17 protein-coding genes are annotated in these 24,896 nt (G+C 40.1%); 15 read left to right on the forward strand and 2 right to left on the reverse strand.

Going from position 1 to position 24,896, the window contains the following annotated elements; translation table 11 throughout:
• Position 1: 1 nt before the first annotated feature.
• The gene (locus HX021_RS00395) at positions 2-3,154 is read right to left on the reverse strand and encodes a ligand-binding sensor domain-containing protein (protein ID WP_286587420.1); all 3,153 of its coding nucleotides are present in this window, start codon (positions 3,152-3,154) and stop codon (positions 2-4) included.
• A gap of 173 nt (positions 3,155-3,327) precedes the next feature.
• On the opposite strand from HX021_RS00395, the gene HX021_RS00400 reads away from it, so the two are divergent.
• From HX021_RS00400 to HX021_RS00430, 7 genes are all read left to right on the forward strand, one after another.
• The gene (locus tag HX021_RS00400) at positions 3,328-4,488 is read left to right on the forward strand and encodes an aldose epimerase family protein (RefSeq protein ID WP_286587422.1); all 1,161 of its coding nucleotides are present in this window, start codon (positions 3,328-3,330) and stop codon (positions 4,486-4,488) included.
• A 200-nt stretch (positions 4,489-4,688) separates the two neighbouring features.
• A complete protein-coding gene (locus HX021_RS00405) occupies positions 4,689-7,880 on the forward strand; it encodes a SusC/RagA family TonB-linked outer membrane protein (protein WP_286587423.1) in 3,192 nt (1,063 codons plus the stop codon).
• Positions 7,881-7,954: 74 nt separating this feature from the next.
• Positions 7,955-9,706: a RagB/SusD family nutrient uptake outer membrane protein gene (locus HX021_RS00410; RefSeq protein WP_286587425.1), complete on the forward strand. Its 1,752-nt coding sequence runs from the start codon at positions 7,955-7,957 to the stop codon at positions 9,704-9,706.
• 10 nt (positions 9,707-9,716) lie between these two features.
• Positions 9,717-10,391 carry a DUF3823 domain-containing protein gene (locus HX021_RS00415; RefSeq protein ID WP_286587426.1) on the forward strand — a complete coding sequence of 225 codons (675 nt, stop codon included), beginning with the start codon at positions 9,717-9,719 and terminating at the stop codon, positions 10,389-10,391.
• A 1-nt stretch (position 10,392) separates the two neighbouring features.
• Positions 10,393-12,441 carry a beta-L-arabinofuranosidase domain-containing protein gene (locus HX021_RS00420; RefSeq protein ID WP_286587428.1) on the forward strand — a complete coding sequence of 683 codons (2,049 nt, stop codon included), beginning with the start codon at positions 10,393-10,395 and terminating at the stop codon, positions 12,439-12,441.
• Positions 12,442-12,477: 36 nt separating this feature from the next.
• Positions 12,478-14,322, forward strand: coding sequence for a glycoside hydrolase family 2 protein (locus HX021_RS00425; protein WP_286587430.1), 1,845 nt, complete (start codon positions 12,478-12,480; stop codon positions 14,320-14,322).
• Between the two features lie 244 nt (positions 14,323-14,566).
• The gene (locus HX021_RS00430; RefSeq protein ID WP_286587432.1) at positions 14,567-15,631 is read left to right on the forward strand and encodes a family 43 glycosylhydrolase; all 1,065 of its coding nucleotides are present in this window, start codon (positions 14,567-14,569) and stop codon (positions 15,629-15,631) included.
• Positions 15,632-15,744: 113 nt separating this feature from the next.
• Here the strand turns inward: HX021_RS00430 and HX021_RS00435 are convergent, their stop codons facing one another.
• Positions 15,745-16,692, reverse strand: coding sequence for an alpha/beta hydrolase (locus tag HX021_RS00435; protein WP_286587434.1), 948 nt, complete (start codon positions 16,690-16,692; stop codon positions 15,745-15,747).
• Positions 16,693-17,283: 591 nt separating this feature from the next.
• Here HX021_RS00435 and HX021_RS00440 point away from each other — a divergent pair.
• From HX021_RS00440 to HX021_RS00475, 8 genes are all read left to right on the forward strand, one after another.
• Complete coding sequence (locus HX021_RS00440) at positions 17,284-18,795, forward strand: ankyrin repeat domain-containing protein (protein WP_286587436.1); 1,512 nt, start codon at positions 17,284-17,286, stop codon at positions 18,793-18,795.
• 1 nt (position 18,796) lies between these two features.
• Complete coding sequence (locus tag HX021_RS00445) at positions 18,797-19,285, forward strand: DUF2271 domain-containing protein (protein ID WP_286587438.1); 489 nt, start codon at positions 18,797-18,799, stop codon at positions 19,283-19,285.
• 6 nt (positions 19,286-19,291) lie between these two features.
• Positions 19,292-21,490, forward strand: coding sequence for a PepSY domain-containing protein (locus HX021_RS00450; protein WP_286587439.1), 2,199 nt, complete (start codon positions 19,292-19,294; stop codon positions 21,488-21,490).
• An 80-nt stretch (positions 21,491-21,570) separates the two neighbouring features.
• Positions 21,571-22,551, forward strand: coding sequence for an FAD:protein FMN transferase (locus tag HX021_RS00455; protein WP_286587440.1), 981 nt, complete (start codon positions 21,571-21,573; stop codon positions 22,549-22,551).
• 144 nt (positions 22,552-22,695) lie between these two features.
• Complete coding sequence (locus HX021_RS00460) at positions 22,696-23,253, forward strand: RNA polymerase sigma factor (protein ID WP_286587442.1); 558 nt, start codon at positions 22,696-22,698, stop codon at positions 23,251-23,253.
• A 12-nt stretch (positions 23,254-23,265) separates the two neighbouring features.
• Positions 23,266-23,604 (forward strand): hypothetical protein, encoded by a 339-nt coding sequence (locus HX021_RS00465; RefSeq protein ID WP_286587443.1) that lies wholly within the window; start codon positions 23,266-23,268, stop codon positions 23,602-23,604.
• Between the two features lie 246 nt (positions 23,605-23,850).
• Entirely contained in the window at positions 23,851-24,144 is a 294-nt protein-coding gene (locus tag HX021_RS00470; RefSeq protein ID WP_286587447.1) for a hypothetical protein, read from the forward strand.
• A 70-nt stretch (positions 24,145-24,214) separates the two neighbouring features.
• Positions 24,215-24,670: an Hsp20/alpha crystallin family protein gene (locus HX021_RS00475; RefSeq protein ID WP_286587449.1), complete on the forward strand. Its 456-nt coding sequence runs from the start codon at positions 24,215-24,217 to the stop codon at positions 24,668-24,670.
• Positions 24,671-24,896: the final 226 nt, after the last annotated feature.

Raw genomic sequence — 24,896 nt, forward strand, 5'->3', positions numbered from 1 at the left:
ATCAGTTTCTATTGCGGTTCAAGGGTAATGTTAAGGTGAATACGTTCAATTGGAGACGGTCGACATCATAGAACAGACTGCCTTGATGTTTTAATGTCAAGGTCCTTGTCAGTGCCAAGCCTAGTCCACTACCCGGAACGTTCTTGTTTTGTTTTAAGCGATTGAATGGTTCAAAAATTCTTTCCCTTTCTTCCGAAGGAATTAAAGTCCCGTCGTTTTTCACGGTCAATATAAAAATATTTTTCTGTTTATCCACGTTTAAATTCACTTGGATATACACTGAAGAATATTTAAGTGCATTATTTAATAGGTTGTAGCAGATTTTATCAAAGGCATCCAGATCGACGTATGCCATAATGTCCGCAGCGATATTGGTCTGCATTTTTTTCCCTTGGGCCTGAACTGTGATACCAAAATTATTGATGATTTGTTGTACTGTGCTACTGATATCCGCCAATTCAAAATGCAATTTGAATCCTTCGGTTTCAACTTTTCGGAAGTCCAGGAGCTGGTTGCTTAGGGAAATAAGCTTCTCGGTATTGTTCTGCATCGTTAGCAGCAATTTGTCAGTGACTGGATTATGCTCGATCTTTTCCATGAGCTTTTCCAAAGGAGCCTTGATCAGGGTAAGTGGTGTGCGTATCTCATGAGCAACATCTGTATAAAAGTTGATTTTAGATCGATATAGTTCTTGTTCGCGATGATTTTGTATAGTCAAAAGATGCTGTCTGTTCCGTTGTTTTACCTTTTCGTTGAAGTGGTGAATAATAAAGGAGATCAGCGATCCAAGAATCAATGCATAACAGATAAATGCAGGAAGACTAGCCCATATCGGGGGAAGAATAGTTATTTTCAGACGTGCAAAAGTAGGAATTGTATTTCCATTGGGATCCTCAGCTTTTACTGTAAATATATAATTTCCTGGGGCAAGCTTTGTAAAGTAAGCCCGTTGATTGCTGGTAATGTCAATCCAGCTGTCTTCAAGCCCCTCCATCCTATAGCTATAATGAATGGAATGCGGTGCTTGATAATGCAAAGCTGCAAAGTCTAAACTAAAGGAAGATTCATCATGTTTCAGTTTAATCTGATCGGTAAATAGGATTGATTTGGTAAGAATGCGTGGATCAGTGTGCTGAGTTATTGCCTTATTATTGATATAAAAGTTAGTAATATAGAGCGGAATGTTTGTGTCATAATTGATTTGATTGAGTCTTTTGGGATCGAAACGGATTAGCCCATTAATTGTTCCAAAATAGAAATTTCCATTTCCATCATCAAAAGATGAATTGTAGTTGAACTGAATGGATGGAAGACCAGATTCCAGGTTGAAAATTCGTTTTCGACCATTCAAAAGATGATAGCGTACAAGACCTTTAGAAGTGCTTACCCACAGGTTGTTTTGTCGGTCTTCTAAAAAGGCCAAAATCACATTGCTGGGCATACCTTCCTCAAGGCCAATTTTCTCGAAACCCTCACGTTGAGAATACTTTTTGGCCATGCCACCCTCCGTGGCAATCCATACCTGTTCTCTTGAATCTTCAAAGATGCTGTTGATCCGATTATTGGGAAGAGAGTTTGGATCGTCTTGACGATGTGTGTAATGCTTGAAGTAGTGGCTTGTGGGGTGATAACAGAATAGGCCATCACGCCATGTTCCTAACCATATATTTCCCCGCCTATCTTCTAATACGGTGGTATAAAACATATAACTTGGAACATTTGGGATTAAATGAAAAGTTCTGTCAGCAAAATCAAAACGATATAATCCACGTGTTGATGTCGCAAGGATATCCCCCTGCCGGGTTTTATAAAGGTAAAAGATAAAGTTGCTCTGTAACTCGGATTCTGTATAGCTATTTCGGTCGATATGATAGACAACTTGTTGCTGTTTTAGATCAAAGATATCTAATCCATTCACAAAAGTTCCGATCAATAGCTTGTCCTGGAACGGAAGAATTCCATGGATATTATTGTTGGCCAGATGGCCATGTTTATCGGAGAAATTTTGGATTTTTCCTGATTGGGGATCCAGCATGGACAAACCGCCATTTTCAGTGCCGATCCATACATTATTCGAGGAATCTTTTGTGATGATACGCACAGCGGAGCCCTTTAAATTACCAGCACGGTCTTTAGGTAGGAATTTTTCAATAATACTATTGTTTTTGTGGTAGTAATTTATCCCACCGAAATACGTGCCCAACCAGATTCCCTGATCCTTATCTTGTAAGATATTGTATATTGCATTATCAGAAATCCCCCATGGGTCATCCTGCTCTTTTTGGATATTGATATAATGTTGAGTGGCAATCTGATAGATAAATAGCCCTGATTCTGTCGCAAACCAATATTCATCATCATTAGGCTGTAAAATATCCCGGACATATAGAAATTGATGCAGATGATCGCGGCCCAAGATTGATCGGAGTGTCTGTTCCTGAAGATTGTATAGATAGACACCGGATTTAGATGTCCCGATTAGTAATTGTCCGCTGCGATTTTCCGCAATTTTTTCTATGCTAAACCAATCCTTTGTGCCATATTTTAACTGTAAATCGAGCATAAGGATAGGTTTGTCCAAGCTGTTTACCTGAAAAACTTTTCCTTCTGGTGTGCCAAAAAAGATTCTGCCATTTTTTGTGCAGCTGACAGAAGTAATGTAGAGATCCGATTTTGTAATCTGTTTAATGTTGTTGGTGGTCAGATCATGGTAGTACAGCATACCATTTGCTATAAACCAAATTCTCTTTTTTTGATCTGTAATGATCACAGGTACCTCAGCTTGCTCAAATTGTTTGCTTAACAATTTGAACTGTTCTTTTATGGGATCATAGCAGTAGATACCCTGATCAGTACCGATCCAGATCTGTTTTCTGAAATCTTCCTTTAAGGAAATAATATTATTCCCTCCTAAGCTGTTTTTTTGTGACTTTGAATTGTCAAAATGCTTAAAGCTGTTCCCATCAAATCGATTTAATCCGTCTTTTGTGCCAAACCAAAGAAAACCATAGCTATCCTGCATACTGCAAATTACTGCATTGTTGGACAGGCCTTCATTGATCTGATAATGATTGAAATAGTAAGGTTGGGCAAAGATGAAAGTTGGAAGCAGCACCAATATATATAATAGACTTATCGGCTTTAGGGTTGTCATGATCATTCGGTTATTGATACAAAATAGTTCAAGATTGAAACAATTTAATCCTAAAAAACATAAAATATTTAGGACTTTAGCAAGAGCATTGTGACCGCTAAAATTATAAAAAATCTAGAAAAGGACGTAAGTTCTGACTAAACAAAGATTATAAACCACTTAAATCAATACGAATGAAAGGAAAAATGACATTGCTAGGCCTGTCTGTTATGCTTACTTTTTGTATATCCTGCCAACACTCGAAAACTTCTAAAACCGCTCAAACCGATACAGTATCCGCGTTGATGGACAGTACATCATTTAAAGCTAGCATTGAGCAAAAAAATGTTTATTTATATGAATTGAGCAATAAGAATGGTGTACAGGCTTATTTTACTAATTATGGTGCCCGTTTGGTCGGTTTATGGGTACCGGATAGCAATGGAAAATTATGCGATGTGGTATTAGGCTTTTCTAATGCTTCAGCTTATAATAATCCAAAAGAACCGTTTTTTGGAACTATTGTCGGCCCCTTTGGCAACCGTATTGCTAAAGGTAAGTTCAAACTAGATGGAAAATCTTATCACCTGGCCGTGAATAATGGTCCCAATACATTACATGGAGGTTTTAAGGGGGTTCATTTTGCTCATTGGACATTGAAGGCGTCCGACACATCATCCCTTACTTTTGCCTATACATTGCCGGATGGCCAGGAAGGATTTCCGGGTAATATACAGATGGAAGTTACCTATTCTTTAAATGACGATAATGAACTGATGATTACTTATCGTGCGGAATCTGATAAAAAAACGGTAATTAATTTGACAAATCATGCATATTTTAATTTGAATGGGGAAGGCAGTGGTACCATCTTGGATCATCAGCTTCAATTATTTGCCAACCAGTATACACCTGTTGACAGTACACTTATACCAACTGGACAATTGGCACCAGTCAAAGGAACAGCATTTGATTTTACCACATTGAAATCGATCGGAAAAGACATCAATGTGAATGATGAACAGCTGAGTTATGGGAAGGGGTATGACCATAATTTTGTCTTGGATAAAGAGAAGGAAGGGGATTGGTATAAAGCTGCACATGTCGTCGGTGACAAGTCCGGCATTGTATTGGACCTGCTTACGACTGAACCAGGTATCCAGTTCTATAGTGGTAATTTTATGAATGAGCAAGTGCAGCTAAAGAATGGGACAAAAGACTCATTTAGAACTGCTTTTTGTCTCGAACCCCAACATTTCCCGGATGCTCCAAATCAACCAACTTTTCCGACAACAGTAGTCAATCCAGGTGAAGTCTATCAGACGAAATCCCTTTATCGTTTTTCGGTGAAATAATACATATTTAATAATGATTGGTTTGAAAGTGCATTGCTGTGAAGTGATGTGCTTTCTTTATTTTGTTTGATTTAAAACGTTTTAGGAAGCCATCAGGTATTTGATACAAATAGGCAGTTTTTTGAGAAAAAACGAAAGTCCGTCTGTCTGAATAAGCACTAATTTTGGGTAATCAATTATATAAACTAATCATTTTCGGTATGTTTAAGGGTCTTAAATGTTTGCCAATATCTGTTACATTGCTCTGTTGCACGAGCGGTTTTATTCCCTTAGCAAGGGGAGGTAACTTGTTTCCTGATGCTTTTGATGGGGTCGGTTTGCAAAAAACGATTAAGGGTGTAGTCAAGGATAAGGATGGAAATCCAGTGGTTGGTGCAACCATTGCATTGAAGTCAAAGCCCGCTGTGGCCGTTTCTACGGACGCAAACGGTACGTTTAACCTGACGAATGTGAATGAGGGTGAAATACTCTTAATTACATCCGTTGGCTATCTGCGTCAAGAAGTTCCTGCCTCAAAAGTGCTAACCATTATTTTAGAGGCTGATGATTCGAGGATTGAAGAAGTTGTTGTTGTGGGGTATGGTACACAAAAGAAAGAATCAGTGACGGGAGCAATCACCGCTGTCTCTTCAAAAGACATATCCAGGTCTGTCGCAACTACAACTTCCGGGGCACTGGTCGGAAAGATTGCAGGGGTCAACAGCCGTATGAATGATGGTAGGCCTGGAGCCTCAACGGGGATCAGTATCCGCAACATGGGGGCGCCGTTATATGTCATTGACGGTGTTCAGAAAGATGAGGGACAGTTTAATAACCTAGATTTTAATGATATTGAGTCTGTTTCGGTGCTGAAAGATGCATCGGCTGCGATTTATGGTGTACGGGCAGCGAATGGTGTGGTGGTGGTAACTACAAAAAAGGGGAAAAGAGGTGAAAGCAACACCTTTAATATCAATTCTTATTACGGCGCGCAGAATATGTTTCGTTTTCCCAAACCTGCGGACGTCAGTACTTATGTCAGGAGTTATATCCAATCGGACGCTATTATGGGGGTTAAAGACCCTAAATATTCACTGGCAGACTTGGAAAAGTGGCAGCAAGGTACTGAAAAAGGATACCGTCCTTTTGACTGGTATGATTATATCCTAAAAACCAGCCCTCAGACTTATATTTCAGGAAATGTCAGTGGTGGATCCGAAAAGATCAATTATTATTTGAGTGCAGGGCATTTGGATCAGCAGTCTATTATCCGTAATTATGGTGGGTTTAAGCGCACAAATGTTCAGATGAACATCGATGCAAGTGTTTCGAAGAGACTAAAAATAGGGGCCAATCTGAATGGACGTATAGAACAACGGAAACAACCTGGAGTGCCCGGTGCTGATGATACCTGGCAAGCATTGTTTGCGATTTATCGTAACTTACCCACAGCTAGACCATTTGCTAACGATAATCCACTATATCCAACACAGACTGCAGCCAATACTGAGACTAATTTTGCTATGCTGAACTATGACCTTTCAGGTACCTATAAGGAAACTTGGCGTGTCATGCAATTGAATTTCAATGCAGAATATAAGATCACTGATGATTTGGTCGCCAAAGGAACGGTAGGATATTATCTTGCCAATAAATGGATGGACAACCAAGAGTTTACTTATAAATTATACGGGTATGATGAAAAGACGGATACTTACCCCGTAATTTTTAGCATGGACAATCCTTGGCGGGAGCGCTCTATAGCACAGGTCGAAGAAATTTCCACACAATTTACCCTTAATTATAATAAGCGATTCGGGAAACATGGTTTTAATGCCGTGCTTGCAGCTGAATCCATAAAACGGGATAATCCAGATATTTATGTTCATGATCGGCCTGCATCTAATGCATTAAGTTTGATTTATTTTCAAACCATGGATACCTATAATGATACTGGGATCAATACCCAAGCAAGAGCGGGGTTTGCTGGCCGTGTCAATTATGACTATGATCAAAAGTATCTTTTGGAACTTTCTTCACGGTACGACGGTTCCTGGAAATTTGCGCCCGGAAGCCGGTGGGGATTTTTCCCTTCAGTATCTGCTGGCTGGCGAATTTCATCTGAAAAATTCTGGTCCGATGGTTTGAGAAAGATCTTGGATGATGTGAAGCTCAGAGGGTCTTATGGTGTATTGGGGGATGATAACCTAGATGCGTGGAATTATTTTGCTTTCGATTATTTGAGTGGCTATAACTATTTCAGAAAGCCAGACAAGGATGGACCAAAGAATATAACAGGTTCAACAATTGATGGAAAGTACGTTATTGGAACACAGCCGCGGGGGCTTCCAGTTAAAACGCTTTCCTGGATTCAGGCACATATGCTAAATGTCGGATTGGATTTTAGCACATTGAAAGGTAAACTGACAGGTAGCCTAGATTTCTTCCAACGGAAAAGGTATGGTTTGCCGGCTTCTCGGAATGATATATTAGTACCGAACGAAGTTGGATTTGGCCTGCCTTACGAGAACCTCGATTCAGATATACACCGTGGCGTGGATGGATCGATTATGTGGCGAAGCAGCGTCAGGGAACTCAGTTATTTTGTGGGTGGAAATTTTACATTTGCGCGTCAGACCGATGGCGAGCAATATAAACCCCGGTTTGGAAATTCTTGGGATCAATATCGCAATTCGATTTATGACCGTTATGCATACCTAAATTGGGGACTGCATGCGTTGGGCCAATTTCAGTCCTGGGAAGAAATTGGAAATTATGAGGTGGATAATGATCGTCAGGGAAATTCAACATTAAGACCCGGAGATATTAAGTATGAAGATATCAATGGAGATAAGGTCATCAATGAATTAGATGAGCGACCAATAGGCTACCGAGAAGAGGGGCTGCCTTATTTTAATTATGGTATCAACCTTGGTGCACAATTTAAAGGAATTGATATTGCCATGGATCTCACTGGTGCCGCATTTGCATCTTATACGCCTAATTATGAGGCGATGCTACCATTTCACGATGGTGGGAATAATCCACAATATTATATGGAAAATCAATGGATGCTGAGTGATATTACGGACCCGAATAGTTCCATGATCCCAGGGAAGTACCCCACATTGATTCGAGGTAACCGCGATCATAGTAACTATTGGAAGAGTGATTTCTGGCTTACGAACGTCAATTACCTTAAATTAAGAAATCTACAAATTGGATATACACTGCCCGACAAATGGATGAAGCCTCGGGGAATCCAAAAATTCCGGATATATACCATGATGCAGAATCTGTTTAGTATCGACAATTTGGGCGATATGAAAATCGATCCTGAAATCACAAGTGATTCAGGGGTTCAATATCCGACAAACCGAGTTATAAATGTTGGTGTTAACTTAACTTTTTAATAGAAATGATAAATAGGAAGGTTATTTTGCTGGGTGTATGTTTAGTATGTACATTTTCAAGTTGTAATAAATTTTTGGAACGAGAATCTCAAGCTATCTTTACCGACGATCAGGTATTCTCGGACCAAAATATGGTAAAATCTGTATTGGCCAATTACTACGGGAGGGTTAGCTGGGGACAGCAATTTGGTGACAATGGCTCATTTGCAATGTTGGATGAAGCTGGCGTTTCCAGTGGTTCTCCAAATAATATGCAGGAGTTTCCAAATGATTTTTGGCGCATGTACGATTATGAATTGATTCGTAATCTCAATCAATTTATCGTCGGAGTTCGTCAATCGACATTGGATGAAAACAATAAAAAAAGGATCGAGGGAGAGGCCAGGTTCATTCGTGCCTGGACCTATTTTAATATGATCAAGCGGCTGGGCGGAGTGCCATTGGTCGGGGACAAAGTATATGATTATACCAGTGGAATGGACCCTGCCGAGTTACAGCTGTCTCGGGCCACAGAAGCTGAAAGCTATGATTATGTCATCAATGAGTGTACGGAGGCAGCAAAGATGCTGGGCACGGAAAAAACCATCAACTCGGCAAGAGCCAATACATGGACAGCATTAGCCTTAAAAGCACGGGCAAGTCTGTATGCTGCTTCCATTGCCAAATACAATTATAAAACTCCAGATGTGAAAACGACAGGAAATGAGGTTGGTATTCCTGTAGCAGCGGCGAATAAGTATTACCAGACTGCTTATGAAACAGCACTGGAAATCATTAACAATAGTCCATATGCATTGTATAATGCAAACCCGGATAAAGGTAAGAACTTCTACCTTGCCGTCAGTTCCAAATCGAGCAATGAAGTGATATGGGTAAAAGACTATGCTTATCCTGGAGAAACACATTTTTTTTCCAATAATAATATCGCGTCGTCTGTGCGGGGCGATATTGATGCCAATTTTGTAACACCTGTTTTGAATCTGGTTGAATCATTTGAGTATGTGGATGATCGTAATGGTGACTTAAAAACCAAAACAGCCTCAGGAGATTATATTTATTATACAAATCCTGAAGATTTGTTTGCCAATAAAGATGCCCGATTGTTCGGAACAGTGATTTATTCAGGAGCCGATTTTGCGGGTACCAAAATTACCTATCAAGCGGGGGTCAGATATAAAGAAAATGGTTCATGGAAAACCATTACGGCCTCACCCGGGACTTCAAATGATAAATTTGGTGGACTTATTACCAGTGAAGATGGGCCTACCACTTCGAACGATATGTATGTCAACAAAACCGGATTTAATATTCGCAAGTTCATTGATGAAAATAGAGATGCTTCTACCCGTGGACGTGGATCAGATATTTGGTTTGTCAGGTTCCGCTATGCAGAATTTTTGCTTATTGCAGCCGAGGCTGGGCTTGAACTTGGTAAGCCACAGACCGAATTGGTGGGTTATGTCAATAAAATTAGAGAACGGGCGGGTATTCAACAGCTGACGACTATTTCCTTGAACGATATTATTCAGGAACGGCGAGTAGAATTTGCTTTTGAAGACCATCGCTATTGGGATCTAAAGCGCTGGCGAATGGCGCATACCATCTGGAACGGAAGTGCCGATAACAATAATGCGGTACATTATGCACTGTTCCCGTATCGGATTTACGCTCCTGGCGATCCTCATAATGGCAAATGGATTTTTGAAAAACAAAAATCTAGCCATACGCTATATCCAAGAAATTTTAAATATCAGAACTATTATAATTTCATCGATCAAAAATGGATAGATAACAATCCTAAGCTGGTCCGTAATCCTTATCAATAGCATTATTCTTATGAGAACTTTTTTTTGTAAATTAATAGTCAGTTTTGGTGTGTTGATCAATTTATTTGCTTGCGGCAAAGATAATTACGATGCACCCGAAAGTGCGCTGAATGGTCAGGTGACCTATCAGGGGAAACCCATTGGTGTACGGGGATCAAACCAATCCGTTTATCTTCAATTATGGCAGGATGGTTATCAGCTACGATCTCCCGTCAATGTTTATTTGACACAGGATGGCTCGTTTTCGACAAAATTATTTGATGGAACTTATAAATTAGTGACGACCAGTGGTAACGGTCCATGGATCAGTAGTGGAGATACACTATTGGTCCAGGTTAAAGGAAATACAAGGGTCGATTTTCAGGTAAAACCTTATTATACGCTGGATAATATCGTGTATCGTATAGAAGGAAATATGCTTAAAGCGTCATTTGATGTACAAACAATAGATGCAACTAGGCCCATTGATTTTGCGATGTTGATGGTCAACGATACCAAATTCGTGGATTTAGGACAATATTCCTATAAAATTGAAAAGAGCGATGTCACTTCTAGCCATGTCGAATTGGAGTTGGACATGAAAGATATATTGACCAAAAGCAGTGCCGTATATGCAAGAGTAGGATTAAAGATCAATGGTATTACCGAAGCTTTGTATGATAGCTCACCTCAGAAATTGAAATAACATGATAAAAAGAATTAGCTTGTTAAGTTTGCTGATGAGCATGGGTATCTTTGCTTCGGCACAATCATCATCCATCAATCCTGTGGATCATTTGCCAATAGAGGGGAAAAATATACATTATATCAATAATAGACTTCCTTTGAAACAAAATGTTCTACTGAAGCTACCCGTGGGCAGCATCGTTCCTGAAGGCTGGCTGGGTAAATATTTGGAACTGCAGAAAGATGGGCTCACTGGTCATCTCGGTGAGATCAGTGCTTGGTTATCCAAGAAAAATAATGCTTGGTTGAGCACGGATGGTAAAGGCGATTATGGTTGGGAAGAAGTTCCATATTGGCTGAAAGGCTATGCCAATCTAGGCTATATCTTAAAAGATCCCCAAATTATTGCTGAATCAAAAATATGGTTGGAGGCTGCTATCCGGAGCCAGCGTCCAGATGGTTATTTTGGACCTTTGATCCTTCGGAACAATAAGCCTGATTTATGGGGCAACATGATCATGCTCTGGTGCTTGCAATCCTATTACGAATATAGTGGTGACCAGCGCGTATTGACTTTAATGACCAAATATTTTAAATGGCAGGCGAGTCTACCGGATAGTTTTTTCCTAAAAGACTATTGGGAAAATAGCCGTGGGGGAGACAATTTATTGTCTGTTTATTGGCTCTACAACCGGACACAAGGGAATGAATGGTTAATGGATCTGGCGGATAAAATTCATCGGAATACTGCAAATTGGCACCAAAAAGATGATTTGCCGAATTGGCACAATGTGAACGTGGCTCAATGTTTTCGGGAGCCAGCAACTTACTATTTGAAAAGTCAGTCAGATGCTGATCTAAAGGCAACCTACGACAATTTTCATTTTGTGAGACAGCAATTTGGTCAAGTACCCGGAGGAATGTTTGGAGCCGATGAAAACGCGCGTCCCGGTTATACTGATCCACGACAGGGGGTGGAGACCTGTGGTATGGTCGAACAAATGGCATCCAATGAAATCCTACTAGGAATAACTGGAGATCCTTTTTGGGCTGATCATGCCGAAGAAGTTGCTTTTAATACATATCCAGCAGCCGTTACTGCAGATTTTAAGGCATTACGTTATATTACGAGCCCTAATATGAGTATCAGTGATAGCCATAATCATGCTCCTGGCATTGATAATAATGGCCCTTTCTTGATGATGAACCCTTTCAGCTCCCGTTGCTGCCAGCACAATCATAGTCAGGGCTGGCCCTATTATGCGGAGCATCTTTATATGGCGACCAATGACAACGGCGTTGCCGCGGTACTGTATGCTGCTTCTAAAGCCAATATTAAGGTTGGGGATAATAATCAACAGGTTCAGATTCAACAATCATCCAACTATCCTTTTGAGGAATCAGTCCGATTTGAGATAAAAACAAAAGACAAAACGGTGAATTTCCCATTTTACCTACGAATCCCAGCTTGGGTCAAACAAGCGGAGGTTAAGGTGAATGGTAAAGCGCAAGAGATCGTGTCTGACGCAAAGTATATCCAGATTGACCGACAATGGAAAGACGGTGATAAAGTTGAGCTTTCTTTACCAATGACCATTGATCTCAAAACATGGTCTGCCAATAAGAATGCTGTAAGTATTCAGCGGGGACCATTGACCTATGCCCTAAAAATCAAAGAGAATTATGTGAAAAAAGATAGTAAGGCTTCTGCTATTGGTGATTCAAAATGGCAGGAAACGGCGGATCCGTCTAAATGGCCTTCATATGAAATCCTCCCCGCAAGTGAGTGGAACTATGGTTTGGTTCAAAATCAACTGAATGCAATCGATCAACTGCAGGTCATCAAGAGACCCTGGCCAAAAGATGCTTTCCCTTTTGAGGCAAATGCGGTGCCTATTTCCATTAAGGTCAAAGCGAAACGGATCGATGGTTGGAAGATTGATGAGAATGGATTGACTGCCGTATTACCACCTAGCCCAGTGGATAGTCAGGCAGCAGTGGAGGAGGTTGAACTGATCCCAATGGGAGCTGCACGTTTGCGCATCACCGCATTCCCTACAGTAAATTAATATTAACAAGATATAAATGACTTAACGATTTTTTTTATGATGAAGAAAACCTTAATTTTTGCTAGCTTGATGATGGCTGCCCAATTGAATTTTGCGCAGGAATGGAAACCTGCAGGAAGCCATATATTGACTCCCTGGGGCGAAAAAGTGACCGCACAGAAACCACATCCTGAATACCCACGACCTCAGTTACAAAGAGCCAATAACTGGCAAAATTTGAATGGCTTATGGAAATATAAAGTCACACCAGTAGATGCAAAAGAAATTCCAACGCAATGGGATGGAGATATCCTGGTTCCATTTGCGATAGAATCTGCACTTTCGGGTGTAGGTAAGGAAGTCGGAAAAGATAAAGCTTTATGGTATAATAATAGTATTAAACTAGATAAGTCGGTGAATAGAAACAAGGTGCTGCTTCACTTCGGCGCGGTGGATTGGCAATGTGATGTCTATGTAAACAATCAATTGGTTGGCAGGCATGAAGGCGGCTTTGATCCTTTTTCAATGGATGTGACAAGTTTTCTAAAAAAAGGGGCTAAGCAGGAGATTGCCATACGTGTGTGGGATCCTACGGACGATGGCCCGCAACCACGGGGTAAACAGGTCAACAAACCTAATGGCATTTGGTATACACCGGTGACCGGAATATGGCAAACCGTATGGCTGGAGAGCGTACCACAATCCTATATCGTTAAAACGAAACAGACCCCACGGTTGGATGATGGTATTCTTGCTTTTCAAGCAACTGTGGAAGGAAGCCAGACAGGGGATGAGATCAGGATACGGGCACTAGATGGTGGTAAGGTCATCAAAGAGCAAACCGGACAACCTAATACATCATTTGATCTTTCAGTGCCTAATTTGGAAGCATGGTCACCAAGTCATCCAAAGCTTTATGATCTGGAGATTCAATTACTCCGCAAGGGGAAAGTTATTGATCAGGCCAAAAGTTATTTTGCGATGCGCAAAATTGCAATGGAAAAAGATCAGAATGGCATACAGCGTTTGATGTTGAATAATCAATTTACATTTCAGTATGGACCGCTTGATCAAGGCTGGTGGCCGGATGGACTACATACAGCACCAACAGATGAAGCATTGAAATTTGATATCATCAAGACAAAAGAGATGGGATTCAATATGATCCGTAAACATATCAAAGTAGAACCTGCACGTTGGTACCGTTACTGCGATAGTATAGGCATGTTGGTATGGCAAGATATGCCGAGTGGTGATCTTGGTGGAAATCATTGGGATATGCAACCCGGAAAAATTTCTGGTGGAAATCGGGATAAAGAACGCTCAGCGGCATCAGAAGGATATTATAGAAAAGAATGGAAGGCTATTATGGAAGTCCTGCACAATTATCCTAGCATCGTTATTTGGGTGCCATTCAATGAAGCTTGGGGGCAGTTCAAAACGAAAGAAATCACGGAATGGACCATCGCCAACGATCCATCTCGATTGGTAAATAGCGCCAGTGGCGGAAACTTTATGGAAACGGGGCATATTTTAGATATACATAACTATCCGGATGCAGCGATGCCGGACCCAAAGTTATTTGGATCCAATCAAGTCTTGGCACTGGGTGAGTTTGGAGGACTTGGACTTCCTATAGATGGGCATTCTTGGCAACAAAAAGATAACTGGGGATACCAAAGTTTTAAAAATAAAACAGAGCTGCTGGAACGTTATAAGCATCTAATCCGTGATTTGACAAGATTGATTCCTATGGGGCTGTCTGCAGCGGTATATACACAGACTACAGATGTGGAAGTGGAAACAAATGGCTTGATGACATATGATCGTAAGGTCGTAAAAATGCCCGAATCAGAGCTGAAAGCTGCACATCAGGCGTTATATACTGCACCTGTCAAATAAAAATATGCTGAAATATGGCTATAGCATAAACTATAGCCATATTTATGGCATGATCCTATTTAGGGATTCATGTTTCTTTTTATCAATAAATAGGATTAATCCTTAAAGAAATTGTTTTTGCGGTGAAAATCTTCCATAGTATTGGAAGTCCGTGAAATTGAAGGCATTTTTTTTCCTTTTGAGATGCCACTGGTTTGGCCAGCGGAAGGATTGATCTAAGCTAAATCAAAAAATGTTGAATGCCATGTTGCTAAAATATTGGATTGTAGCAGTTACTCTGCTGAATTTAATGAACTGTGGAGGTGGTGCATCTGTTCAAAAGACAAATGTATCGGTGCAAAATAAAACCTATATAAATCCTGTATTTGAGCCCATACTTGCAGATCCTACCATCGTGCGGGATCCTCAAAGTAAGTTGTTTTATGCCTATGGAACAGCCGACAATTGGGGTGACGGGAAAGGACAACGCCTGGTCTCGATCCTGGAATCTAAAGATCTAACCCATTGGACTTGGATCGGTACTGCATTTGCTGAAAAACCCAAATGGAAGTCAGCAGGTGGAATATGGGCTCCGGATGTGGTGCTGCTGAATGGGAGCTATATCATGTACTATGCTTACTCGACGTGGGGAGACCCCAATCCTGGAATTGGGATTGCCACTGCAGACAAAGCTGAAGGACCATTTATGGATCAAGGCAAGCTCTTTGATAGTAAATCGATCCAGGTACCGAATTCCATCGATCCCTATTTTTTTGCAGAGAACGGTCACAATTATCTTTTCTGGGGTAGTTTTAGTGATGCCGCTACTCAAGGTACATATGGCGTTGAGCTAGATGAGAACGGAAGACAGGTACTTGACTTAAGTAAAAAATTTAAAGTTGCCGCTGGAGATTTTGAAGCGGTGGTGATTCATAAACGAAATGGATATTATTACTTTATTGGATCAAAAGGTTCTTGTTGTGAAGGGGAAAGAAGCAATTATCATGTATTGGTCGGCCGATCTCGTGATCTGAAGGGACCATATTTGGATAAACAAGGCCGAGATCTCACGCATCGGGGAAATGGAACTTTACTGTTAAAAGGAAATGATAAGTTTGTCGGTACAGGCCATACCTCACGGATTATGACCGATGATCAGGGAAATGACTGGATTCTGTATCATGCCATGGATCCAAAACGACCCCGGGTTTCCACCGGTGGCAATCGCCGAATGCTACTTTTGGATCAGCTTGTCTGGAAGGAAGATTGGCCAATCATAGAGAATACTACAAGCAGTGTTACGGAGAAAACCGCTCCAGTTTTTAGATAAGCAGATTATAATAGGACCTGTCATATAGTGTTGGCATGTTGATGTTATTATTTTTTTCTTATCTGGTCTTTCATTTTCTGGATAAACCAATCCGGAAATATTTGGGACAAAAACTAAGATAAATGTTTATCAAGCCAGATAGTTATAAATTCAAAAACCTCCTTTTTACAATCTTCGTTGAGGATTTCATGGCGCATTCCGGCATATAGTTTAATAGAGATGTCGATCTGGCCTTGTTGACGCAGCTGTTCAGAGGCCTGTTTTACTCCGGCTCCTAAATCTCCAATGGGATCATCCTGACCACTGATAAATAAGATGGGTAAAGTTTGGGGGATTCGTTTAGTACGGTTTGGATTTGTCGCGCGAAGGTTTAGTCCCAGGGCAGTAAAGAAGCCATTATTGGTAAACAGACCCCCACAGAGGGGGTCTTCAATAAATGCAAGACGATTTGCTTTGTTTATACTTAACCAATTGGTATTTTGTTGATTGGGTTCGTTTTTAAATCGAGCATTATTACGACTGTTAAATATCCGGTTGATGAACTTACTTCTTTTTCCTGGGGCAATGGTATTTAAGCAAGCCAGCAAGATCTGAAAAATTGATGTTCCTTTCTGGCGTTGACCCGTTCCTACGAGTATGGCACCTTTAAAGGTATCTCCAACTTCTTGTAGGACACAACGGGCAACGAAAGAACCCATGGAATGTCCCAAAATAAAATGCGGAAGATTGGGGTAACGTTGTCGTAGTGACTCTCCTATAGTTATGGCATCCTGGATCAGTTGATCTGTAGGATGCGATGACGGAATGTATCCTAGTTCCTTGTCATTTTTTGCCGTCTTTCCATGTCCCAATTGATCATAAGTAAGTACCACATATCCACGTGTGGTTAGATGCTCCGCTAATTCTTCATAACGGCCACTGTGTTCTTGCATGCCATGGATAATCAGTATCGTGGCCAATATCTTTTTGTCCGTAGGCTCATATATGCGGTAGAAAAGCCGATGCCCATGCCCACCTTTTACAGAATTTGCAATAAAAATATTCGCGGATACCCTAGTCATGACATTTCTTTTAATATAAAAGTAAATATAATGCTTAAAAAAATTACTACGATTAAACAATCATTATTAAATAGTTTAGACAGAACGACCCTATAGTATCATGTTGGATAATGGGGAGGATGTATACGGCATGCTTATGTTAGAAAAGGCCTTAAATTAGATGTAAAACAAGAAAATTTAGCTGATTTTAATTTTTTGGTATGGGAATATTGTTTAGATTTGCAATAATTTAGAATTAATTTAAATAAAACAATAATCTTCCTTTATTGAAATCAACGTTGAATACGATGTGTCAGTAGATTGTTATTCCAGTATATAAGAATGGATATTGTTTTATTGCCATGAATAACAAGTATATCACGCTCAATCAGGAAGGTTATTCAACAGCTCATAAATAAAAGGCTAGGATATATAGTTGACTCGACCATATGTAAGACTAGCTGGAACGGTGAAATATAGTGGGTAGTAATACAAGATAATAAGACATATATGGGCAGCAAAGGGAACATTTATTCCGATGAAATAGGCTCCCATGGGGTAAAGGCGGCACGAATGCCCCATAACTAAAATAATGAATAAATAACTTTTCTAATGAAAAAGACACTTTTAGCGGCGCTACTTTTTGCAGCATCTTATGCACAGGCACAGACAAACTCATTGATAAACGGTGATTTTTGGAAGGGGAAACCAACAATAGCTACTGTTAAGGATGAGATAAGCAAAGGAAACAGCCCCTCTCAACCCAATGCAGCATCTTTTGATCCGGTTACCATGGCGATATTAAATGGTGCGCCAACTGATGTCATCAAGTTTATGGTTGAACAGGAAGGGAACAGCGTGACTAAGAAAACACACCATAGCCGTAGTTATTTGCATTGGGCCGCTTCAAGTGGCAATGCTGAACTGGTTGACTATTTAATAGCCAAAGGCTCGGACGTCAACTATCAAGATAGCCATGGCTATCCTGTTATTGCTTATGCTGCTTCAACTGGAAATACCAATACAGCCATTTATGAAGCCCTGTTTAAAGCGGGGATAGATCCAAAGCAAAAATACGAGGGAGGGGCCACCTTGATGATGCTTGCGGTATCGGCTGATAAAGATCTTGCGCTGACAGATTATTTTACCAAAAAAGGACTTTCAATTCAAGATAAAGATGAGTACGGACGTACCCTGACGGATTATGCTGCAAAATTAGGCAATACATCCATTATGGAAAAATTGATTGCCCGTGGTGTAACACCAACAGATCAGGCCTTGTTTTTTGCAACCCAGGGATCGCGGCAAGTTTCAAATGGATTGGATACTTATACTTACTTGGTAGAGAAGCTTAAATTGGATCCTAAAGCTATAAACAAAGATGGAGCAACGGTATTACATGCGCTTGTACGTCGGCCTAATCAGGCTGTAATCGATTATTTCCTGGCGAAAGGTGTCGACGTTGCTAAGGCAGATCATGAAGGAAATACTGCACTGATGGTGGCTGCTAATGGTAAAGATGCGAAGCTGGTTGAGCTGCTGCTTTCAAGTGCAAAAAATGTAAATGCCATCAATGAGAAGGGTGAGTCAGCCTTGACTAAGGCTATAGGAAATGGATCTGCTGAAATTGCGGCAATTTTGATTAAACAGGGAGCTGATCTTAAGATATCGGATAAAGATGGTAACAATTTAGCGTATTACTGGTTCAATTCCTACAAAGAAGGAGGTCACGCTGCTGGTTCACAGCAAAGAAATTCAGCAAATGGCCCACAGGTAGATGATTTTAAAGAAAAACTAGTAATACTTAAAACCGGTGGACTGGATATGGCAGCACCACAAAAGAATGGTAGTACATTGTATCATCTAGCGGTTGCCAAGGAAAGTATAAAACTCATTCAGAAAGCAAGTGAGCTGGGCGTTGATATCAATGCTCAGGATGAAGCAGGTACTACTGCACTGCATAAGGCAGCACTGATTGCAAAAGATGACACCCTATTAAAAGCATTGATTGCTTTGGGGGCAAAAAAAGAGCTAAAAACCGAGTTTGAAGAAACAGCTTATGATCTGGCAAAGGAGAATGACTTTTTGTCTAAAGGAAATGTACAGTTGGACTTTTTAAAATAACATGATGAAAAATAGAATTAAAATTGCAGTGGTCACGCTTTTGCTGACAGTGCTTGCCGGTAGTTCTTTTGCTCAAACGGGTAAATATAAATGCCTGATCCAGATGAATGCCTATCAAGGTGAGGGGGCCTATGTGGTGATTGCTTTGATTAACCCAAAAGGAGCTTATGAAAAGACACTCGCTGTATTGGGACCTGATAAGCAATGGTATAATACGCTTAAGGAGTGGTATAAGTTCCAGAGCAAAACAAAGGAAAAGTTGAATGCAGTTACCGGAGCTTCTGTTAGTGGTGGTGATCGTGCGATGCGTACCCTTGAAATTGATGAGTCCAAATTCAATAAAGGATATAAACTTCGTTTCGAATCTGCCGTTGAAGAGCAGAAGTACCATGTTGCCGACCTAGAAATCCCGCTTACGAAGGAAGCAATTACTGTAAAAGCAACGGGTAAAGGATACATCAAGCTTGTTAAACTAAATAAAGTACAATAAAAAAACATGCTTGTATCTGTTTGGAGGTATGCACATTTAGCACTTGCACTTGTTTCTTCGGTTTTCTTACTGCTATTATCGATCACGGGAGTCATCTTGGCAGTGGATGCCGTCAATGAGAAAATACCTTCCTATCGTGTAGAAGATATAGAATCTATGGACCTTGCGCAGACCATTTCCGGTTTACGTAAAGTTTATCCAGAAATTATTGAGATTGCCGTTGATCATAATCAGTTTGTGCATATTGATGCCATTGATACTGGAGGCAATACCATAAAAGGGTATATCAACCCAAAAACAGGGACATTTCTTGGGAACGAAAAAGGTAAAACCCAATTTGTTCAATGGACAACAGCCCTACACCGTTCCCTTTTCTTGAAAGAGACGGGCCGCATAGTCGTTGGTGTCGTGTCGTTTCTCTTAATTCTTATTACGATTTCTGGAATGGTATTGATCATCAAGCGTCAGCAGGGGATTCGGCATTTCTTTGCCAAGATCAACCGGGATTTCTTTTCGCAGTACTTCCATGTGGTCTCAGGACGTCTTTTTCTGTTGCCAATTTTAATTTTGGCCCTTACTGGAACATACTTATTCCTGGTGCGAATTGAATTATTGAAAAAGACAAACCAGCAGGTTGAATATCCTGCCGATATACAGCCTGCAGAACCGCTGAATATGGCCGATTTTACCCTATTTCAGAAAACTAAACTCGCTGATATTGTTAAGCTCGAATTCCCTTTTATGGAAGGCGATCCTGAAGAATATTATATACTAAAATTCAAGGATCGGGAGCTGACGATAAATCAATTAAATGGAACTATTCATCAGGAGGTAAAGTATCCAATTGCAGCTCTTGCAGAACAGTTTTCATTGGATCTCCATACAGGCAAAACAAATGCATTTTGGGCGATTGTGTTAGGCTTGGCATCACTGAATATCGTATTCTTTATTTATACGGGCTTTGTCATTACGCTCAAACGCACCCGCACCAGGATAAAGAATAGATACAAACCCCAGGAAGCCGAAATTATTATCTTATTTGGTACTGAAAATGGAAGTACGCTGTTTTTTGCCAATCAGATCCACAGGCAGTTACTGGCTGATGGAAAGAAATCCGTATTGCTAGGGATGGATCAATATCAAATTTTTCCAAAAGCTACGTACTTATTATTATTCACCTCGACCTATGGCTTAGGAACAGCACCATCCAATGCTGTTCAGTTTGAACAGAAGTTGATGTCATACCCACAGCAGCAGAATGTCTATTTCTCTGTACTTGGTTTTGGGTCAAAAGCTTATCCGGATTTTTGTGCATATGCGCATCATATTGATGCTTTGTTGGAAAATCAGACATGGGCTTGCAGGCTATTGGCGATGCATACGGTAAACGATAAAAATGTCGGTCAACTCATCTCATGGATCCACCATTGGAGTGAGCAGACCTCGATTGCCTTAGCTTCCGCACCTGCCGTTTATAGCTCAAAGATAGTTGGATTGAGAAAATTCAAAGTAATATCTAAGTCTGCCATTTCTGAACGTAATACCACATTTATGGTTCTATTGAAACCCTTGGGAAAGCAAAAAGTACAGTCCGGAGACCTGTTGGCAATTTATCCAGATAATGATCAACGTGAACGATTTTATTCCATTGGCTGTAAGGATGGTCTGATCCAATTGATTGTGAAATTGTTTCCTGATGGATTTGGCTCTGGTTTTTTGTATCGATTGGAGCAGGACCAAATTGTACGAGCACGTGTGCTGGCAAATCCAAGTTTTCACTTTCCAAAAGAAGGAAAAAGAATTGCACTGATCGCAAACGGGACAGGAATAGCTCCATTCCTGGGCATGATTGCTGAAAACCAAACTAAAGTTCCAGTTAGACTGTACGCTGGTTTTCGGAACAGCAACGAGATCATTGCAAGTTATATTAGTTTTGCTGAGGAACAGATAAAATTGAAGAAACTGGAACAATTTCAACTAGCTTTTTCACGTGAGCATAATAAACAATATGTGATGGAACTCATTCATAAAGATGCATTATATTTTGTAGAACTACTTGAACAGGGAGGGTATATCATGCTATGTGGTGCACTTCGCATGCAACATGATGTTGAGCGTACTTTAAATAACATGTTGTTAGAACATAGCGGAAAATCCATCGATCTCTATAAGGAAAATGGACAAATATTGGCCGATTGTTATTAATTTCAGCGATTATATATTGTTCTTCTCAATTAGCCCTGGATAATCTTTAAATTGATCTTAAGGCCCTTTAGATAATTCCAATGAAAAATTATAAACATTTTGTATTCATGGCCCTATTGGGGTTCATGTTCATGTCCAATAGTTTCTCACAGATACTATTCAAAAAACAGATGACATTGATGGGATCCGTTTTTGAAATTAGTTTAGTGGATCAAGACAGTTTAAAGGCTAAAAAACATATGGATGAAGTCGTTGCGGAAGTCTCTCGCATAGAGGACCTGATCTCAGAATGGCGGCCACATACGCAGATATCCGAAGTAAATCGCTATGCTGGGATCAAACCAGTGAAAGTTGATCGTGAAGTATTGGAGTTGACTAAAAGAGCAATTCAATATGCGCAAAATTCGCAAGGAGCTTTTGACATCAGTATAGTTGCAATGGACAAAATATGGAAGTTTGATGGGAGTATGACTGTAATGCCTTCGGAAGAATTGATCAGAAATTCTGTTACTAAAGTAGGTTATCAGCATATCAAGATAGATAGTGCAGCATCGACTATCTTTTTGGAGCTGCCTGGTATGAAGATTGGTTTTGGCTCTATTGGTAAAGGCTATGCTGCTGACCGTGGTCGCGAGATCATGAAAAACAGTGGCGTGTCTGCTGGGATTGTCAATGCATCTGGAGATTTATCTACCTGGGGAAACCAGCCCAATGGTGATTCCTGGAAGATTGGGGTAAACAATCCCTTCAAGCCACATCAGATGGTCCAGATCCTTCAGCTGAATGAAATGGCTGTTGCAACATCTGGTAGCTACGAAAAATATGCTGAAATCCATGGAAAACGTTACTCCCATATCATTAATCCTGTTACTGGATATCCGGCCACTGGGCTGACCTCGGTCACCATCTATGGTCCATCTGCAGAAATCGCAAATGCATTGAGTACCTCAATTATGGTATTGGGGGTAAAGGAAGGAAGGAAATTAATCCGTAATTTCCCGGCTTATCGTTATATCTTTATAACTGATAAAGGAAAGATTATTCGTGATAACAGAAAATAATAGTCCTCCGGGATCTGTTTAAAGATGAGGATGAATAGGGGAGAATCCAAGGTTGGCACAAAAAAATAAAAGAAAGCAATAATTTTAAAGTAAAAGCCCGGCTGATTCGTCCGTATAGTCATGGACATTGCATACCACAATCATATGGCAGAGAAAAACTCCAGATCATTTACGAATATCGTTAAGACTTATGGAAGTCAGCTGCTGCGCTTTGTAAAGGGAAAGGTGAAAAAAAACGAAGATGCCGAAGATATTCTGCAGGAAGTTTGGTATCAACTCAGTCGTTTGACCAATATGGACGAATTAGAAAACGCCGGCGCATGGTTATATGCTGTGACTCGAAATAAGATTACGGACAGCTATCGAAAAAAGAAAAATGAATCTCTTGAAGGCCTTATCGAGGGAAATGAAGATGAAGATGCAAGTTTGCCAATCCGCCAATATCTTTTGGCCGACGACTCCAACAATCCCGAGCTTAAATTATTTAAGGATATTTTTTGGGATGAACTGATGAAGGCATTGGACGAGCTACCTGAAAAACAGCGTCGGGTCTTTATGCTCAATGAGATTGAAGAAAAAACACTTCAGGAGATTGCTGACATGGAAGACGAAAATCTAAAAACGATTATCAGCAGAAAGGGATATGCCGTAAAGCATCTACGATTGCGTTTACGTAGTTTATATGAAGAATTAAAATTTTAAAGAAATATAGCGATGAATAGAAGAATGAGAAAACAAGGAAAAGGCAAATTTGCTTTCATGTTTGTTGCCATTATCGTTGGAATTTTCTTACTGGTTGCACTATTGCAATATTTATGGAATACGCTGATGTGCGATATTTTCAACCTGAAGGCGATTACCTACTGGCAGGCATTTGGTCTTTTTGTGCTGTCACGTATCCTATTTGGTCGAGGTTTTGGTAAACCTAAAAGAGGCGGATTCCGTCCTGATTTTCCACAGTACATCGACAAGCAAGAAGACCTTTCAGAAGAAGAAAGAGAACGCTTACGGGCAGAATGGAAGCGCCGTTTTAGTGGGCGGTGTGGCTTTTAAAAAAAAATGAATTTTTTAAAGTAAAATTTTATTACAGGCGTCTTCTTCTATAAAAGGCGCCTTTTTTTATTCTCAAATCCCGAGACATACCTTAAAGGAAATAGCAGGACGCGACGACCTGCTAATGATTGATAACATATAAATGATGCATGTGCCGTGTCATTATGGTAACTGGAAAATCATCCTGAATGTAGTCGACGTATTTGGGGTTTAAGTTGAATGAACAATTAATAAAAAAGTATTCAGATGAAAAATAAACTTCGATTTATATTGCCCCGCCTGATAGCGCTTACGGCAGTAGTAGGTTTAGCTAGCTTGATTATAGGAACAATCTTTAAGCTGCTATTATTTACAACAATTTTATTTGCGATCGGGGCCTTTATGGTTGCTAAGATGCGCAATAGAGAAATCCGTGGATTAAAAATGGGAAGGGCACCTATTTATCCCAATAGACATACGGAGGCCAGAGTGGATCGTGCGATTGTTCCTTTACAGAAACATCGGGCCCAAAAGAATGCCACCATAGTTCCAGTATATTAATAAACTGTTTGAAGAGAGCTCTTGGAAGCTCGGTGAAAAATAAAATACGCATTATTTAAATACTTATATCATGTTTAAAAAAGATAATTACGCAAGAGGATATTCAAATCATAATCGATTCTGTGGCCAACATTTTAAAGACCGCTTTGAAAGATTTCAACAGCATTTTTTTGAGGGAGAAGCAGCGGGACGAGGAGAGGGACAGCAATTTGTCCCAGCAAATATTTCCGAAAACTCAGAATTTTATGAAGTACAACTTTTTGCTGCCGGCAGGAAGAAAGAACAATTCCAGGTCAGTATACATGAGGGAATCTTGAAGATCTCCTGTACTGAAAATAAAACCAATGATGATATAGACTATATCTATAAAGAACATCTTGGGATGGCATTTGAACGTGAATTCCAATTGAATGAACAGGTACTGACAACGAATGTACACGCTAGTTTTGAAGATGGTGTATTAACGGTGATTCTTCCCAAAGATCTTGAAAAAGTGGAAAAACCACAGGAAGTTGTCATCGATTAATAAATAATTAAGTGGCCCAAGGTCAATAGATAGTGGGAAACGGCATAGAAAAAGGATAATACAAAACTGTATTGTCCTTTTTTTCTAAGAATAATAAATATACTATTACCCTGTCTTTTTCGGTATCAATGAGCGTCCTTTCTTCGATTTAAAAACCATTCAGTTTTTTCCATAGAGCAGGTCTTATCATGGTGCTCATGGTCTCCGCTGATTATATTGGCGTCGG

Origin of the sequence: Sphingobacterium sp. N143 (assembly GCF_030325625.1) — a bacterium.
Lineage (GTDB): Bacteria > Bacteroidota > Bacteroidia > Sphingobacteriales > Sphingobacteriaceae > Sphingobacterium.

Excerpts from the sequence above, each read along its gene's own strand:
- HX021_RS00395 (WP_286587420.1), bottom strand. The coding sequence starts at position 3,154 with ATGACAACCCTAAAGCCGATAAGTCTATTATATATATTGGTGCTGCTT.
- HX021_RS00400 (WP_286587422.1), top strand. The coding sequence starts at position 3,328 with ATGAAAGGAAAAATGACATTGCTAGGCCTGTCTGTTATGCTTACTTTT.
- HX021_RS00405 (WP_286587423.1), top strand. The coding sequence starts at position 4,689 with ATGTTTAAGGGTCTTAAATGTTTGCCAATATCTGTTACATTGCTCTGT.
- HX021_RS00415 (WP_286587426.1), top strand. The coding sequence starts at position 9,717 with ATGAGAACTTTTTTTTGTAAATTAATAGTCAGTTTTGGTGTGTTGATC.
- HX021_RS00420 (WP_286587428.1), top strand. The coding sequence starts at position 10,393 with ATGATAAAAAGAATTAGCTTGTTAAGTTTGCTGATGAGCATGGGTATC.
- HX021_RS00425 (WP_286587430.1), top strand. The coding sequence starts at position 12,478 with ATGATGAAGAAAACCTTAATTTTTGCTAGCTTGATGATGGCTGCCCAA.
- HX021_RS00430 (WP_286587432.1), top strand. The coding sequence starts at position 14,567 with ATGTTGCTAAAATATTGGATTGTAGCAGTTACTCTGCTGAATTTAATG.
- HX021_RS00435 (WP_286587434.1), bottom strand. The coding sequence starts at position 16,692 with ATGACTAGGGTATCCGCGAATATTTTTATTGCAAATTCTGTAAAAGGT.
- HX021_RS00440 (WP_286587436.1), top strand. The coding sequence starts at position 17,284 with ATGAAAAAGACACTTTTAGCGGCGCTACTTTTTGCAGCATCTTATGCA.
- HX021_RS00445 (WP_286587438.1), top strand. The coding sequence starts at position 18,797 with ATGATGAAAAATAGAATTAAAATTGCAGTGGTCACGCTTTTGCTGACA.
- HX021_RS00450 (WP_286587439.1), top strand. The coding sequence starts at position 19,292 with ATGCTTGTATCTGTTTGGAGGTATGCACATTTAGCACTTGCACTTGTT.
- HX021_RS00455 (WP_286587440.1), top strand. The coding sequence starts at position 21,571 with ATGAAAAATTATAAACATTTTGTATTCATGGCCCTATTGGGGTTCATG.
- HX021_RS00460 (WP_286587442.1), top strand. The coding sequence starts at position 22,696 with ATGGCAGAGAAAAACTCCAGATCATTTACGAATATCGTTAAGACTTAT.
- HX021_RS00465 (WP_286587443.1), top strand. The coding sequence starts at position 23,266 with ATGAATAGAAGAATGAGAAAACAAGGAAAAGGCAAATTTGCTTTCATG.
- HX021_RS00470 (WP_286587447.1), top strand. The coding sequence starts at position 23,851 with ATGAAAAATAAACTTCGATTTATATTGCCCCGCCTGATAGCGCTTACG.
- HX021_RS00475 (WP_286587449.1), top strand. The coding sequence starts at position 24,215 with ATGTTTAAAAAAGATAATTACGCAAGAGGATATTCAAATCATAATCGA.